We start from the raw sequence: 15611 nt of genomic DNA on the forward strand, positions 1-15611 counted from the left end.
GCTCTCTTCTTCTCGGCGGCGCGGGTGTGAAGAACCGGTCGGGCCGGGTCAGGTGGGTTCGTCGTCGAGCCAGAGGGTGTTGAGGGGGGCGGACGCGGCATCGGTGAGGCGGTGCAGTGGTGCGGTGGCCGCGGCCAGCTCGCGTAGCGCCTCGGCGGCGAGGCCGGCCTGCACGGCGGGTTCCTGATCGGCGGTGGAGTCGGCGCGCAGCGTGGGGTTGGCGGCGAACCTGTCGGCGCGGGCGGCGAGCTGGTCGCACAGTTGCGGCAGTTTGGCCAGCGCTGCGCCGAGGCTGCGCACGGACCTGGCGGCGTCCTCGGGGGTCGGCAGGGCGTCCGCGGGGGCGTTGAGGGTCGCGTGATTGGCGTAGCGAACAAGGTGTTCGAGCGCGAGCGTCGCCTCGGCGAAGATCTGCACGGTATGCGGGCCGTCCACCGGCCACAGCTCAGCAACGACGTCGCTGCGGTCGATCTCGGTATCGCCCCGGCGGAAGGATTCGAGGGTCTGGTGCTGATACTCGGTGAGGTCGCGACGGTAGCCGGTCACGCGCGGTCGTCTCCGGACCCGGGCGCCGTGCCGGACTCGTCACCGTGACGAACGTTCGGGGCGATGGTGGCATTGCCCTGGCCATCGCTGTCGACCATCAACAGCCGGGAACCGGACCTCGCGCTGAACTGGATCGGGGCAGGAACGGTTTTCCCGACCGTGGAGCGGTACGGGGCCGGGTCGGAGTGTGCGGCGGGCGAGTCGTTCTGGGGCATGGGCTGGTTTCCCCTCCGTGGTTGGTGCGCGGTCGTACGGTGAGCGTAGCGCCGGTCGCTGACACCCGTGGGCGGTGGCGACCGGCAGAGATCGCGGCGATCCGCAGGCGGGCTTCTGAAGCTGCTGTCGATGCCGGTGCGCCCGCGACGAATCGCCGAGAAAGCCCGACATCGTGACGACAAGGCCGTGAGAATCCGACACGATCACCTGAGAATCTCACACGAAGAATGGTGTTGTCCTGCGACTTTGCGCGATTGACTTCCGTTAACACTCCTTAGCGGAAGTCAACCTGAAGCACCTTGCGGAAGTGGGCAGGCTAAGTAATCAAGGTCCGCTTATCAGTGATACACATCTGGTTTACTTATCATGCTTACGCTAGGCTGGCGGCATGCCTCTCGTAACCACTGGTGGAGCCGCCGAGATCATCAGCCTCGGTACCGGATACGTGCCCGCCGATCCGAGTGGCTGGATCCGGACGCTGTGCGCGACCGGCATCCTCACCGACCACGGCACCGGTCGCCGCGCCCGCCTCGACACCGCCGAACTCGCACAGTTCGTCGCGCGCCACCCGTACCGCCGCACGCTGCCGTTCGGCTACCTCGGTGTCTCACTGCTCGAGCTGGAGCCGGTCCCCGCGTGGGAACTCGCACCACCACACAACAAGTTCCGCACCCACGGCGGCTACGACCACCGCAACACTGTCGGCCTGAGCCCGCAGCAGCGGGCCAACGCGATCGTGTCGAGCTGGCCCATCAGCCGCAGCAGCGCCCAGGACGTCGTCGACCACGGGTGGCCGCTGATCGGCTGTGTGCGCGGCGTGGTCAACCCCGACATGATCTACTGGCCCACCGCGGTGGTGCCGCTCGGCAGTGGGATCGGGTTCCGGGTCGATCCCGACCGCCAGGGCCATCCCGAGATTCCCACCGGCGCCATCCTGGATGTCCCGCGCGGCAATACTTTCCGCTTGGTGCCAGCGGGAACAACGCCGTAGCCGACCTCGCTGCGGCCACACCGGCACCGCGCCGGCGATGTTCCCGCACCTGCTGCTGGACGCCGTGCCGCCATGGCGACCGCCCCCAAGAAATCCGCCACGACTCTCGATCGGAACCGCGCCATGTCCAGCCCCACCAAGGCCTTGCTGTTCACCGCGATCACGCTGACGGCCGTCATCATCGGCTCCGCCGCCGCGTTCCTGTCCAAGGCCGATGGCGCCACGATGCCCGGCACCGTGCGCGCCGGCGCAATCGGGTTCGGGGCGAGTCTGACGCTGTTCACGGCGGTTCTGACGGCCTACACGGTGGTGTAACCACCTCGGGAGGCCGCGCTGACAGGTGCACGCGAGGTGGTCGTGCTCGGCGAGAGGAGAAGGGGTGAAGACTCCGACGGGCGACACCAACGACGGAACGAACTGGACCGCTTACACAGCCCAGTTCAACGACGCCACCCGACAAGGCGCCAACACCCTCGACGCGACGCACCAAGATCTGAAGAGCAACGCCGAGTTCGTCACCGAGGCCGCCGAAAACTCGGCTCTCGTGCAGGCCATCCAAGCCCTGCCCCACGCCGCCAGGCTCACCGCTGCGGAGCAGTAGATCTATAGCCGCGAAACTGCTGAGCTGCAACACGCTCCGGGAAGTTGTTGTCCCGGGATACCGAATACCAAGGAACGAGGGAAGATTATGACCGTGACAGATGCGGACGCCTACGACCCATCGATCTTGGCGATGAGGGTGCTCACCGCGGGCTTACCCTATGACGATGCGGTCCACCTGGTCGTCGAACACAACCCGCGATCGGATCCATCAATGCTGGTCAAGTCGCTCGATCGGCACCTGACCGAGAAGAAGCGCCTCTACACCTTCAAACGCTGGACCCGCTTTTATGACCGCACCCTGGTCTTTCTGAGCTCGCCGGAGACAGAACTGAAGTTCGGCGTAATGCTTCTGGCGGCAACCGGCTTCCTGGCCGCGACACTGATCGGACTCGCAGTGACCGGCCACCTCGTCATGAGCGGCGTGGTTCTGGCCGCCACTGCCATATCCTGCGCAGTTATTGGACTTACCGCTTGGCGGCGCCGCTGCCTGTCACTTCGCTACTCCGACATCTTCTGGACAGGCGGACGTCGAGGGACGCCCAGCTAAGAACACCGTGCGACAAGTTCCGCCCCCACGGCGGCTACGGCCACCGCAACACCGCCGGCCTGAGCCCGCAGCAACGGGCCAACGCGATCGTGTCGAGCTGGCCCATCGGCCGCAGCAGCGCCCAGGACGTCGTCGACCGCGGGTGGCCGCTGATCGGCTGTGCGGCGGTGGGTCAGCAGCCGCGCTGGCGGAGTAGTTTCCATCCTCGCCGACCGAGGTGGTAGGCCGCCATGTATGGCTCCGCGAGGGCGTTGAGCGAGCCCTCCACGGTGAAGGTGGCAACCCCGTTGCTGTCGGGTTCGGTTCTGCGGGTCATGCCGGGACCGCCGAAGGTGTGCCAGTGGAATCCGTGCGCGGCGCCGGATCCCGAGCGCCAGACCAGAAGGGCCGACCGCACGAGATCTGCGCAGTCGGCGCGGCCGGCGAAGGCGTCTGCGGCGGCTTGCTTGATCATTTCCGTGTTGGTGAATGCTGTCTTCTCACCCGAGGCCGCGCGTTTGGCGTTCATCTCTGCGATGCGGGTGTCGAGATGGGCGGCGACCTTGTCGGTGCCCTCGTGCCGATCGTCTCCGGCATGTTTTTGCAGGTCGGACAGATACTGGCGGTGCTTGTGCTGGATCTCGGTGATCAGCGTGCGGTGACGTCGCAGCCGGATCTCTTGCTGGTCGGGTCCGAGTAGCCAGACCGCCTGCGCGGCGCCGACGAGCGCGGTGCGGCACAGCGTCGCGTGCGCGAGCGGAAATATGTTGCCCGGTCCTGCTTCCGGGTCCAGGTGGACTCGGACGGCCTGGAGGTGGTTGGCCACGACAGAAAGCCCCTGGTACGCAACCTGTGAGACGGGGGCATAGGGCCAATCGCGATCGTCGTTCCGTAGTTGGCTGCCCGCCTCCGGAACGAACGGGGTCTGGGCAGCTGTCTGCCACAGGTCGAGCGTGGCAAAGGTATCCCGCAGCATCTGCTCGTAGTCGACATCGCTGGTCACCACCGGATGCTATGCCGTGTCCTGGCGGCCTTCCACACAGTTTCCGGCGTGCGGCCGTAGCCGCCGACCTCGCTGAGCCATGCGGCGCTTCCGGGGCCCGCACTCGTCGGTGCGGCCGGGCCTGCCGATGGCGTGTCGCGCGATGACCTGTCCTGCATGTGGGGTCCCGATCCACAGGCGGGATCGCGACCTCTGTGCAATGGACGCACCCTGCTCCGGCGCAGGCGTCGATGTCGGGATCTGGTGCGATCATCACAGCACGTCGGCGAGTGCCCGGAACCGATAGGTCAGCGCCACAACGAATTCCACAGGTGGAAAATTTTCTTCCACCATGCGCGTAACTGCTTGGAGTATGTAACACTTCTTTCCATGCAACGTGACGGGGTGTTCAGTCGGTACGTGGTGCGTGTGAAGGACCCGGAAGCGCTGTGGCCGGATCTTCCCTTTGCCGACCGCGAGCACGCACCGGAGTGGTTCGATCCCGAGACGGGCGAGCACCGGCCGCCGCCGGCCTTCGTCGAGTTGTTCGTGCCCGACCCGGATTCCTCCGATGAGTCCCCGGAGCTGGCCGCTCGGTGTGAGAGCGCGCCACGGTCAGATGAGGAGGAGTGCGCACGGATAGTGCGCTGGCCCATCCCGCGGGTCGTGCTCGACGACCAGTTCTTCACCATGCTCGCCGAACAGATCGATCCCTTGGCCACCGAGGTCGCGGACGGCTTGACCGTGACCGAATCCCCACGCGGCTGGCATCAGCGTCTCACGCCCGACGCCGCGGCCGCCCGCGACGAGATCGGTCGCCGGCTGACCGAGCTGCTGGCCGACTGGCCGATCCTCGAAATTCACGAGATCGACGAAGCCGACCAGAAATTTCTCGACCAGCTCGTCCATGCCGACCTACCGGACAAGGACCTGCCCGCGGTCGTGGACCAGGTGCGAGAGCGGATCACGCCCCGCCGAGCCGGGAACCGGATCGTGATCGACGGCGGCCTGGAGTACGTGACCGAGCTGCGTGACGCCGCACGTGCCCGGGTGCGTGACCGCCTGGAGATCGTGGCAGGACTGATGAGCGCCGACCGCAGCGAACGTGACGAACTTCTGCGCCGGATCGTGGCATGGGACAACGAGGGCGACAGCTACCGCTCGCTGGCCAAAATCGTCGGACTATCGCATCCCACGGTCCGCAAAATCGTCATGGAGGCCACCGTCGAACACGACCTCGCCCTGAACCACCTGCCGGCGACCCTGCGCTCACTGGCTCTGGCCTGGGCTCCGCCGGGACTCCCGGAAGCGCACAGCGACAGCTACGACGACTACTTCGAGCCCGATGATGACGACGGGTTCGATGCCGGGGAATCACTACGGCTCGAACACCTGCGTTTGAAGAGCTGCGCGGTATGCGGGGAACCGCCACAGAAGATCGTGCGCCGCTGGACCATCGGCACCGGTGAGATGCTCGACCCCGATGACCCGCACCGGAAACAGCCGGGTTACCCGCGCACCCTCGGACAGGAGCCTTACTACGACACCCGGGCGCGTTGGGCGGTGTGCGGCACTGTGTGCGCACGCGAAACCATCAACACAGACCGGGCCCGGCCGACCAAGCGAGTCGGCGACGACGAGTACTACGAGGTCGATCGCTTCCACTACACACCGCACGACAGCGAGTTGCCGGAATCCCTCCTACACCTGCGCAGCCTCCTGCGCACCCTCGGCTATAACTGGGACCAACTCGCCGAAGCCGCGACCACCGACAACACCGAACAGGCCGCACACAGCGTCAACGAATTCAGGCGCGCAGTCACCCGCATCGCCGAAGCTGTCGCGCAGTTCCGCACCTACACCCCACCCCCGCGACAGTTCCCGCCCGGCGATCCCGAACCCACCGACGTCGACCGAATCCGCCACGGCGACGACATCTACACCAATGCCACCGACCCCTGGGCTCCCGGGCCCCCTGGATGGCATATTCCCGGAACCGACACCACCCTCTCCTGGGACGAACTCGCCTCGATGGCCGACGGCGACCTGTACGAGATACCTGTCGAAAGACTCGACTTCACCAGCCTGACAGCCACGCACGACTGACAGACTGAGGGCCACGTCGCACAGACCCGGGGCCCAGCTACGGGCTGTGAGCCTGTCTCCCCGCCGAACCACCTCGCCTCAGCGACCGGAACCGGGCCCCTGCGGTCGATACGAATCCCCGTGGGGCGTTACCTCTGCTACTTGATTCCGAAATCAACTGCACTGGCCGGTGGCGTGAAGCTCTCGGGCCACTGCGTTCTGTCGTTGTAGTAAGCGTAATCAAGTACCGCAGGGAAGATCGACACCTCCCATGCGGTGTGCTCGTCGGGGGCAAGCGTCGCCGTGGACAGGTTCACGTCCTGGAGATTGGTGCCTGTGAGATCCGCTCCGGAGAAGTTCGTGTGGTCGAGTATCGCTGGACCGGACGTAGAGATGCCGTTCATCTGTGCGGTGCTGGGCCCGACCGTTCCGAGTTGCGCGCTGCTGAGGTCTGCGCCGGTGAAGTCTGCGCCGGTGAGGTTTGCCTCCGATAGGTAGGAGTTGGGGAGGGCCGCTAGTCGGAGTTTCGCGCCGGTGAGGTTCGCGCCGGTGGCGTTTATGTCGGTGAGGTTCGCTTGGTTGAGGTTCGCGTCAGCGAGGTTCGCGGACTCCAGATTCAGGCCTGCCAGGCACGTTTCGCTGAGGTCGATCTGTTCGTCGGCCGTTTCATGGCTGATGTCGCGACGTCCGATCACGGTGATGATGGCCTGGATGTCGACTGGAGCCTTCTCGCCGTATCTCGGGGGCTTGCACTCGTGGTGGTCGGTGTGGGTGCGAACGAACGCGGAGAGTACCGAGAACGCTGTCGAGTGATCTGCAGGGGAGTCCTTGGCGAGTCGTTCCAGCATATAGATTCCAGAGAGGCGTATATCGACCTCATCAGAGGTGAGCTGCTCGACGGCCTTCTGGAAGCGGTCGGTAACAGCCACTTGCTGCTCCAGTGAGTGCTGCTGGTTTGCGGTAAGAATTGATTGGTTCGTGAACCACAGGGCGCCGAGTGCCGCGATCGCTGTCGCCAGCGAACCGAGCGCCGTCCAGCCCGACCATCCGACTAGTCGTTGCAGAATGCTCTCGCGCTGAGGCACGGGCGCCCGGAGTGACCGGCCGCTGCCTGCAACCGGGCGTGGTCTTCGCCGTGGTCGATCCTCGGTGGGCAATGCGTTCCTCCCAAATCGGCTGTGCCACTAGGATAGTTGGGCTATCTGCGACCCCCCGGGAATCCTGGGGCCGCAGATTTGTCCGAGGGGTAGATGTCTGAGGCGCCCTCCGAGTGGTGGATACCGAGTGAGCAGGGTCGTTGGTCCTGCGGAAGGGTGTCTGCTGTATCTCGGAAGCGTCGACCGAGTACAAGGTCGAGATGCTCATCGGGTGATCGATTTCGGTCGCACGGTCGCCGAGGTCTCGTGAGGGCTCGGCATGCCCGAGAGCCTGCTGGAACCGCTGGGTCGCTGATGAACACTGCCGCATCGAAGCGGCTGCAGTGCATGGTGAACAGCCGCTGCCCGGTGCCGCCGAGCGGGCGGAGTTGCTGCGATTACCCAAGGAGGTCGCCGAGCAGGACAAAGACATCGCGTTCCTGAAAAGCTTCCGTGTTCTTGCCACGATGCAGCAGAACCGGCTCGGTTCGAGCTGATGGCGGAGTGCGCCGGCCCGGTATGCGTTCACCGGCGTGCTGGTGAGGGCGTCGCGCGGATGGCGCGGCTATCGAATGCGTCGAGGTCGTGGTACTACGTGCGCCGGAAACGCTGCCGGTCGAGGACTTTGACACCCCGCGGCTGAGCGCCGGGGCGGACCTGGCGGTCGAGATCGTGTCCCATCACCGTGAATCGGATGGCACCTTCGGTGCGCCACGGTGCAGGAGGGCCCGTGGATGGGTGTTAGGGGACGAGTTCGCAGATCCCGCGATTCGATATCTCCTAGTTGACGTAATCTATGTTATCGGCGCTAAGGCAGACAGCCAAATATACCGGGCCACAGTTGCATCGAGACATCGAACCTGGCGGCGGCAAGGCCGACGAGGGTTGACCGAGGTCTACCGTCGTAGCCGGTTGACGCCGCAGGGGCCAGTGCGGGCAGACAGCTCTGAACTCCGGGCCGGGCATGGTTAAATGCGCATATCACCGTATGATGATTTTAATCGGCGAAAGCTGGGCGTGTTTCAGTGCAACAGCTCCTGACTCGACCTTTGGTCGATCGAGGAGCTGTCTCGATTGTCGCCGCGGATCAAGATGTCGCCAGGCTCGCACGGGCATCGAATCCACCGTGCCGACCGCACACCAGTGAATGCACGCTCCCCCACCCTGTGTCGACCAAGCATGCGGAGCGAGGGGGCCATTTCACTGCCCCGCCGACGATCGTGGCGCGGCCGCGCAGGTACGCCGCCGGCCCGTGGCGCGCCAGACCGCCGTCTTTCCACAGGTAGTTGAACCGCTAGCGGCCATATTGTCCAGAGACCGAAGTTCTTACGGCCCAAAGGTCCCAGGAACCAAAAGGGGGGCTAGCCATTCCAGGGGGAATCTAGAGGGCAATATGGAGATTTTCGGTTTGCGGGCGTCCGTGGGATCCCGAATTTCCTGCCAAAACGGGGCGAAACGGACACTTATTGGCTAATGTCAGGCAATCGCCGCTCCGGGAGGAATCTCTACATGCGCTTAACCTGCGCCGAGTGCGATTCTCCCCTGGAGGGGATAGTGCATGGGGACGGTAAGGCAATCGCCATCTCTGCAGATCTTGCAGCTCCCGACTCGGGTGGTAGCCGACGGTCGGCGGTGGTCGGCGGCGCAGCGAGATTCCAGGTGGTCGAGACGAATGTCCGGTCTCCTATCGTCACCCCGCGTGAGGCCGTCGATAACCGGGGCGCATTCCGTCAGTGGGACAAGTGGGACACAGTAATTTCGAATCCCTAATCCACGCAGATGCTTCCGTCGAAGATCGTCGTATTAACGAACAGCGGTCGTGGGTCACCGATCGGCGCGATCGTTGTCCCGTGCCTTTGGCGGGTGTTCTTCACTCTGAGGACTATGGAGCCACGTCCAAGGATGAGTAGCAGCGCGCAGCAACTTGTCGACCCACTCATCTTGTGCGGCTCTCCCCCGCGGCCCGGACGACACCTCCGCGCGACAGGGGCCCTAACACACCTCCCTTGCAAGCCTCGACGAGAACCCAACACACGAACCTGGTCAGAGACTTGGACTCTGCAGAAGCCGACAGCGACATCGATTAGCCAACCTCGAACCACCGCCACCGTTTGCGGTTGCACAACCCCGCCAATATTGCCTTGCTTAGTACCCCTCCCCGACACGGTATCCACCGTGGATTGATTGCCCCGCGCCGCCGGGTGCAATCCGAGCGAAACAGACTCATCCGCGCAACAACTCGCGTGAAGGAAAGCCTCGTGCAGCGGGGCCCACTACCCAGTGGATTCGAAATAGCCCGCCAGGGCAGGCCCAGGCTTCCTAAATAACTCTTGCGCGCGGTCGCCGCCCTGACCGGTGTCGGCGCCGCGCGTGATGGTCGCCTGCGTCGCGCGCAGGAACCAGCTGCCCATTGACCTCCGGCGGCAGCCGCTGCGCATCGATCGCAGGTCGCCCCCTCCGCGGTATGCCCCCAGACAACGCGCCATTGCATGGGCCGCGAACCTGCACTCTCCTCCGCGCTGACGGTATAGGCTACGTGAACATTGGGCGCGCGCAGACGAAGGAGGTGGACGTACATGACGGAAGCAGCATGGCCGTCACCGCATCCACTGCGATGGCGCACTATCGGCATTGTCGGATGCCACAATCGGCCCGGCAGCGCACGGCTAGGCGACACTCAGATTGGCCCGAAAAATCGCTTTGAACTGGGCAGACACCCGACGACGAGAATGCTCGTCAGCAGAAAGCACGTACATACCGTCGTATGTACGACGGTATGTACGACGGTGTGTACGACGTTATCTAGCATCCATTCGACGGCGTCTACTACACCCCCCGAACCGAAGTGCAGTAAGACCTTGACCGGGCGCGATCGAACGGCCATTCGAAAAGCATTCGACCGTGGTGTTGGTTATGGTTCTGCCACTACTGTCTGGGTCGTAGGATTACGGAAGTTACACAAGGCGCGTTTGAGCGGGCGTGGTATCGCAGCGATTCCACCCTGTGGATCTACTGATCTTTGGGCTGCCCATAGGGCGACCGGAATGGCGCATACAGCCACCTCGGAAAATACCCTCAATTTGATCCGTCCAGAAGCCTTTTCGTGGCTAGACAGAACAGTCTTTAGATTCACCTTCCCGAAGGCGACTAACTCGGTAGATCAGTACGCGTTCCGAACGGTCCTGCAAGGGGTCGGTATTTACGCCTCGAATAAGTGGTCGACTACGGCCATTCAGAAGGTGGATATACTGATGGCTCCTAAGACTGGTACTGGCCCCAATGTTTCGGTTCTTGACTCGGCCGTAGACACGGTTTGTACACACGTTGCCGATTGGACTGTCCGAACCACCGAACAGGTGGGCAAACCGAAGCCCTGGGATCTCGCAGTCGAGTCTGCGTCGGACACGACTACTGGCAATACGACTTCAACGCCCTTCCGAACAGTCTTATCGAGAGCTGTTGGACACGCCGTCGAGGCTACGTATAAAGCGGCGGTATGTATCACCCCTCCGCAGACTGGTCAATCCGTCAGAGCAGCGAGCTCCAGAAAGACGTTCCCTGCAATCCGATCGTTAGCCGAATCAACGCCTAGACGGCAGGTCACCTTGCTGGCTTCAGAAACGACTAGAAACACCCCACCTGGAAGGCTCCAGCACGTGGCATCTGGATCGGTACGACCTGAGACGTTATGAGCCGCCGGAGAATCCGCGGTTTGCCTAGCCGTATGACGCGGTGGCTATAGGTCATGTCCGCCTGAAGATGACTCGGTCGAGTCCAGGGCGATCTCGATGATGCACTGAACCGCAGTGGAACTCGTCTATGCGCAGTTCATGATGAGGACTTGTGGCAACGGTGTGACACGCCCAGTAGATCGGATTGGTGGCTCTCCCGATCCTGGGGTACTCTGCGGCCGTGACAACAACGCGTTTGCTGCCCGGTCTCCGCGCTGTGAGACGAACGATTTTGGTGGCCAACCAGAAGGGGGGAGTGGGCAAGTCCTCCATCGTGGCTGCCATCGGTGTGGCCGTAGCACGCCGAAAAAAGCGGGTACTCATTGTCGATGCCGACCAGCAAGGCAACTGCACGAAGAAAGATCTTGGCGTCAAGGACACTGACGACGGACGTTCGCTGGCCATGACGCTGCAGTACGGTTCGCCGCTTGAACCGGTTCGCAACGTCCGTCCCGGCCTGGATGTTGTTTGCGGCGGCACGAAACTTGCGATGGCATCAACCATTGTCGCAAGCGCCGAGCAGCACGGAATCGATCCCCGCGAGAACCTGTACACGGCGTTGTCAGCCCTGGTGGATGCCGAGGGGTACGATCTGGTCCTCGTCGATTCAGGTCCCGGTGACCGTGCCCTACTTGATCTGCTGCTCCGGGTGGTGAGCTGGCTGATTGTCCCCACGAAGGAGGACGAAGGCAGTATCGAAGGCGCTGAGTACCTCGCTCGACGGTACCTGGTTGCTCGGAAGAATGGTGCGCCGGTTCAGCTTATGGGGATGGTTCTGTTCGATTGCGACACTCGAGCATCGCGGCGAAATGAGGATACCCTCGGCAAAATCATGGAGCTGCTTGAAGGCACAGGGATCGAACCGTTCAAGAGTTTCATTCGAACCGCGGCCGCAGCCGCCAAGGACGTGCGAATTTTCAATCTGACTGCGGAGGAGCTTGTGGACTTCACGCCTCGACGCAACGGCGTGACCACAGATGATGACGGGGCACGAGCGAAAAAGTGGTCGAAGGACACTGGGCCACTGGCCACTGACTACCAGCAACTGACCAGGGAGGTCCTGGTTCGCCTTAGCGCTGGCGAACGGGCGAAGGAGGAGAGCGTAAATGGCTAGAAGGGGAGCATTCAGTGACGACGCGCTAGACGATATCGACGAACTACTGACGCCGATAGATTCGTCGCCGAGTTCGCAAGCACAACCCACTGGGAATCAGCTGGCTACTCAGCCTACGACGACAGCGCCCCCTGCCCAGGTCACGCCCGTTGATGCGCCAAAGGAAAAGCGCCGCGCCGCCGGGTCCCAGAGGAAGACCGCTGCCACCAAACAAACTGCCACAAGCGAGGATTCAGGTGGTGCACGTCGACCGAGGCCTGCGATCAGCGCGAACAGGCGCAGGAGCCGTAGTCCCGAGGCGCACGTCGACCCCGTGGTGGCAGAAGCGTTGCGAAATCTCACACACGCGGAGAAGCAACGCCGCGGTGAGGGCAGGAGTTATGGCGCCGTCGTCCTCGATGCAATCGAGGAGCACCAGGCCGAGCTGAAGAAGTACTTCGAGGCCAACGTGGCCAAGCCCACCAGTGGCCTGTTCAGTCGAGTCGAGGCCGGCCCGCAGAAACGGCGCCGCCACACGACACCTCCGGTGAAAATTCCTCTCGCTGGGATTATCCCTTCCGACATAGACGCCCTCGATACGTTGGCTAACGAGTGGCAGGCGGGCAACCGGAGCGCACTGGTCGACAAGGCGCTGCAGCTATATCTCGCTCGCGAGATTAATCAGCTTCTTGGAGTACCCGAACATGATAGTGCCGGCTCCGATGAAGGTGCTGCCGAGGATGAAGCTGCGAGTGCCTGATCAGGTTGCGCAGTCGGATGACGATCGACGATCCGATTTCGGCGGCGCGAAGAGGGTAGCCGGCCCGACGACGTATTGAACTCGAAGTGGCCCCCGGCTGGTTTGAGTCCAGTCGGGGGCCGATCACGATCGACACCCCTGTCAATGCCGGAGATCGCATCTCAGCTCGGTGAGGCCGTATAGCCTAATCATTTCGCCACTGTGACGAATCGCTTCGGCGAGTCCCGACTCTTCCATTGGTGCTATTATTCGAACATGTATTCGAGTCCGGGTTCAGGCGGTTCGGGGCGCGACCGCGTAGACCGGGTGGCCACCCTGGATCGGCTGCGTGAGCGGATGGCGGCGGTGCCGAGCCGGATCGGAACCGCCGGCACGATCCGTTCGGTCGCCGACCGGGTCATCGCTGTACCGGGGCCGATTGGTGAACTGCTGCCCGGGGGCGGGTTGCCGCGCGGCCGGGTGGTCGGCTGCCCACGTGGGGCGCTCGTGTGCGTGTTGCTGGCGGCTGCGACCGACGCGGGTCTGCATGCCGCGGTCCTCGGAGGTCTGCGGACTTCGCGGATCAACATGGGTGCCGCTGCGGAGATGGGCGCCGACATCGGGCCGGATCCCAGTGATCGTGCTCGACGACCCGAGTGTGCGGCTACAGTCGCGCCAAGAGGAAGCGCTGCGCGGAAGGTTGCGGGACAAGGAAGCGGTGCTGATCACCACGAACGAGTTCGGGGTGCGCCAGCCTTACCTCGACATCGCGGCCACCCACATCGCCGATCACGGGCTCGGACAGGGCCCGCTGCCGGCTTCAGGGCTTTGACCTCGATGTGCGGGTTTCTCGTCAGGGCCGGCCTTTCCGGCGCGGCAGACTCTCCCTTGTCGGTCGCCCAGGTGCCGGGGCACAGTGGCGGCAGCTCGAACCGATATCGCGGCGGGGCACCGGGGTCCAGGGATGGCGATCACCGGATGAGTACTGCGGCCTCCGGCCAGGATCCCATGCTGCGATGGCTGCCGGTACCGCAGCCAGTGCTCGTCAACCCTCAAGCGGTACTTGTGCTTCCGCGCCGGTGGCCCCCCGTGCCTCCGAGCGGCCCCTGGGGGTGATGGCCGGGGCCATAGATCTGCGCCTGGACCAGCAGTGGATCCCGGCCACGCTGTACCGATGGCTGCGCGTACATCTCAACTTCTGGATCGGCGAGATAGAAATCATCTACACCAGCCGCAATGGCGCCCGCACAGTGCCGGTCCGGCAATGGGTCACCGAGGAGGCCGTCTGCCTGGACAACCGGACCAAAGGCCGATGAGTTTGTGACGACCTCTCTAGTAGATTGTCAGAGCCCTCGCTATCGTAGCAGTCGAGAGCGCGCACCTATCCAGAAGTGAAGGCCCCCTCACAGTTCCACCACCATGACTGGGGTCGACCTCGACGGTTCACGAGTAGCGCGCTGGATGCGCTCCCTTCGACCTGGCCGGTATTTGCGCTTGCTGTCGGCCGCACAGACACACGCGGTCTGTCGAGTGTTGGCAGCGCAGACATCACAACCGTAGTGCCGGTGCAGCGAGGCGCCGCCGGTGCCACCCCCACTTCCTGGTCTGGCCCCAGGTCAGGTATCGAACCGGGCCAGGCCAACGATCGCGGATATGGGTGTGCCGCCGGGACGTAGGTCCTCGGCGGCACGTCGGCGCCGGCTCCCCAGGGGGATTGGGAGCCGCGCAGGCGATCGGCCAGGGGGTAGCCGATCGTGGTGACCAGGCTACCTGTACTCGCGGGTGCCCGGCCGGGAGCTAGCCGAATTCACCGTCTTTCACTCCGCTCAAGAAGGCGGCGAGCTCGCCGGCGGACAGGCGCAGCACGGGACCGCGGCCGTTCTGTTTGGTGTCCCGGATACCTATGGTGCCATTGGGGTAGCGCCCGACCTCGACACAATTTCCGCTGTTGCCGCTGAAGGACGACTTGCGCCAGGTCGCGCTGTCGTGGTCGGTGTTCATCGGGAGAGTCCTTCCATTGCCGATCTGATGAGCTCTTGCGATTCAGTTGTGTTCAGGGCGTGCTTTTTCAGGTCCCGCCAGACAAGTTCGTATGCGGCGACTTCCTCGGGCTTGGACATGTAGAGGCTGCCAGTGAGCGTGTCCATGTACGCCAGCGGTTGCTCCATCGGCTCCCCGTTCTTGCCCGCGGGGAACTCCAGCAGGGAAAACGGGTTAGAGACCATCCCGCCGTGGACTCCGACAGTGGCTGGCAGGATTCTCACTGAGATCCGGCGGCGGGCACCGGCATCGCGCAGATGCTGCAGTTGGCGCGCGATGATCTCGGGGTTGGCGAACGGGCGCCTGATCGCGGCCTCGCCGATGATCACCTCCAGGCGCGGCGGCGGCGCTTTTTCGTCGTCTCGATCCAGTAGCGCCTGGCGGTCCATCCGTACCCGGACCAGGTCGGAGACCCGCTCCTCGCTGACATAACCCGCGGGTGTGCGGGCCAGGATCTTGGCGTACTCCTGGATCTGCAGCAGGCCCGGAACGAGTTCGGATTCGTACTGGCGGATCGAAACTGCGGAGTCCTCGAGCATCACGTACTGGCTGAACCATGTCGGCAGCGAGGGTTCGGTGTAGTCGTGCCACCAGGCGCGGCCGTTGCGCCGCTCGCGTGTTTCGACGGTCAGGCTCAGGATCAAGTCACGGTCAGTGGCGGACGCGCCGTAGTAGTCGAGCAGGGCCTTGACGTTCGGTTCCGGGAACTTGACGCCGTCCACACCTTCTTCCATGCGGATCATCGTCGACCGTCCGACTCCGAAGGCCTGGGCGGCTTGTGTCTGCGTAGGATGCTTGCCCTCCGCCGTCCTGGCGTTCTCCCGCAGGCGGGTGAGCTGCCGGCCGATGTAGCGCCGCAGAAAATCGGTGCTGACCTGCTCCAGTGCCATCCGGATGCCTCCACTTCCCTCGGAAATGTGTCA

The 15611-nt window shown here is 63.8% G+C and carries 16 protein-coding genes; 10 read left to right on the forward strand and 6 right to left on the reverse strand.

Going from position 1 to position 15611, the window contains the following annotated elements; all coding sequences use genetic code 11:
- Positions 1–48: 48 nt before the first annotated feature.
- On the reverse strand, positions 49–546 hold the full coding sequence (locus tag ON22_RS27365) for a hypothetical protein (protein ID WP_033247436.1): 498 nt from the start codon (positions 544–546) through the stop codon (positions 49–51).
- Positions 543–761, reverse strand: a complete 219-nt coding sequence (locus ON22_RS27370; protein WP_033247435.1) for a hypothetical protein — start codon at positions 759–761, stop codon at positions 543–545. The genes ON22_RS27365 and ON22_RS27370 overlap by 4 nt, the downstream gene beginning before the upstream one ends.
- Before the next feature lie 389 nt (positions 762–1150).
- Between ON22_RS27370 and ON22_RS27375 the strand changes: the two genes are divergently transcribed.
- From ON22_RS27375 to ON22_RS27390, 4 genes are all read left to right on the forward strand, one after another.
- Positions 1151–1753, forward strand: a complete 603-nt coding sequence (locus ON22_RS27375; RefSeq protein WP_033247434.1) for a hypothetical protein — start codon at positions 1151–1153, stop codon at positions 1751–1753.
- A 72-nt stretch (positions 1754–1825) separates the two neighbouring features.
- Entirely contained in the window at positions 1826–2068 is a 243-nt protein-coding gene (locus tag ON22_RS27380; protein ID WP_033247433.1) for a hypothetical protein, read from the forward strand.
- Between the two features lie 64 nt (positions 2069–2132).
- Positions 2133–2354 carry a hypothetical protein gene (locus ON22_RS27385; protein ID WP_033247432.1) on the forward strand — a complete coding sequence of 74 codons (222 nt, stop codon included), beginning with the start codon at positions 2133–2135 and terminating at the stop codon, positions 2352–2354.
- Positions 2355–2441: 87 nt separating this feature from the next.
- On the forward strand, positions 2442–2903 hold the full coding sequence (locus tag ON22_RS27390) for a hypothetical protein (protein ID WP_033247431.1): 462 nt from the start codon (positions 2442–2444) through the stop codon (positions 2901–2903).
- A gap of 172 nt (positions 2904–3075) precedes the next feature.
- Here ON22_RS27390 and ON22_RS27395 read toward each other — a convergent pair whose 3' ends face one another.
- Positions 3076–3885 carry a hypothetical protein gene (locus ON22_RS27395; RefSeq protein WP_051158154.1) on the reverse strand — a complete coding sequence of 270 codons (810 nt, stop codon included), beginning with the start codon at positions 3883–3885 and terminating at the stop codon, positions 3076–3078.
- 399 nt (positions 3886–4284) lie between these two features.
- Between ON22_RS27395 and ON22_RS27400 the strand changes: the two genes are divergently transcribed.
- Complete coding sequence (locus ON22_RS27400; RefSeq protein ID WP_033247430.1) at positions 4285–5970, forward strand: hypothetical protein; 1686 nt, start codon at positions 4285–4287, stop codon at positions 5968–5970.
- 137 nt (positions 5971–6107) lie between these two features.
- Here the strand turns inward: ON22_RS27400 and ON22_RS27405 are convergent, their stop codons facing one another.
- A complete protein-coding gene (locus tag ON22_RS27405) occupies positions 6108–6878 on the reverse strand; it encodes a pentapeptide repeat-containing protein (RefSeq protein ID WP_156052470.1) in 771 nt (256 codons plus the stop codon).
- A 551-nt stretch (positions 6879–7429) separates the two neighbouring features.
- Here ON22_RS27405 and ON22_RS36955 point away from each other — a divergent pair.
- The 5 genes from ON22_RS36955 (at position 7430) to ON22_RS27430 (ending at position 13964) form a co-directional block, all read left to right on the forward strand.
- On the forward strand, positions 7430–7582 hold the full coding sequence (locus ON22_RS36955) for a hypothetical protein (RefSeq protein ID WP_156052469.1): 153 nt from the start codon (positions 7430–7432) through the stop codon (positions 7580–7582).
- Between the two features lie 3415 nt (positions 7583–10997).
- On the forward strand, positions 10998–11930 hold the full coding sequence (locus tag ON22_RS27415; protein ID WP_231508791.1) for a ParA family protein: 933 nt from the start codon (positions 10998–11000) through the stop codon (positions 11928–11930).
- A 313-nt stretch (positions 11931–12243) separates the two neighbouring features.
- A complete protein-coding gene (locus ON22_RS27420; RefSeq protein WP_051158155.1) occupies positions 12244–12669 on the forward strand; it encodes a hypothetical protein in 426 nt (141 codons plus the stop codon).
- Positions 12670–13282: 613 nt separating this feature from the next.
- A complete protein-coding gene (locus ON22_RS27425; RefSeq protein ID WP_033247427.1) occupies positions 13283–13480 on the forward strand; it encodes a hypothetical protein in 198 nt (65 codons plus the stop codon).
- Positions 13481–13763: 283 nt separating this feature from the next.
- Positions 13764–13964 carry a hypothetical protein gene (locus ON22_RS27430; RefSeq protein ID WP_033247426.1) on the forward strand — a complete coding sequence of 67 codons (201 nt, stop codon included), beginning with the start codon at positions 13764–13766 and terminating at the stop codon, positions 13962–13964.
- A 481-nt stretch (positions 13965–14445) separates the two neighbouring features.
- On the opposite strand, the gene ON22_RS27435 is transcribed toward ON22_RS27430, so the two are convergent.
- Together ON22_RS27435 and ON22_RS27440 are read right to left on the reverse strand one after the other, a co-directional pair.
- Positions 14446–14649 carry a DUF397 domain-containing protein gene (locus tag ON22_RS27435; RefSeq protein WP_033247425.1) on the reverse strand — a complete coding sequence of 68 codons (204 nt, stop codon included), beginning with the start codon at positions 14647–14649 and terminating at the stop codon, positions 14446–14448.
- Positions 14646–15578: a helix-turn-helix domain-containing protein gene (locus ON22_RS27440; RefSeq protein ID WP_033247424.1), complete on the reverse strand. Its 933-nt coding sequence runs from the start codon at positions 15576–15578 to the stop codon at positions 14646–14648. Before ON22_RS27440 ends, ON22_RS27435 begins: the two co-directional genes overlap by 4 nt.
- Between the last annotated feature and the right edge of the window lie 33 nt (positions 15579–15611).

It is taken from the genome of Nocardia carnea NBRC 14403, assembly GCF_000308515.1.
GTDB classification, from domain to species: domain Bacteria; phylum Actinomycetota; class Actinomycetes; order Mycobacteriales; family Mycobacteriaceae; genus Nocardia; species Nocardia carnea.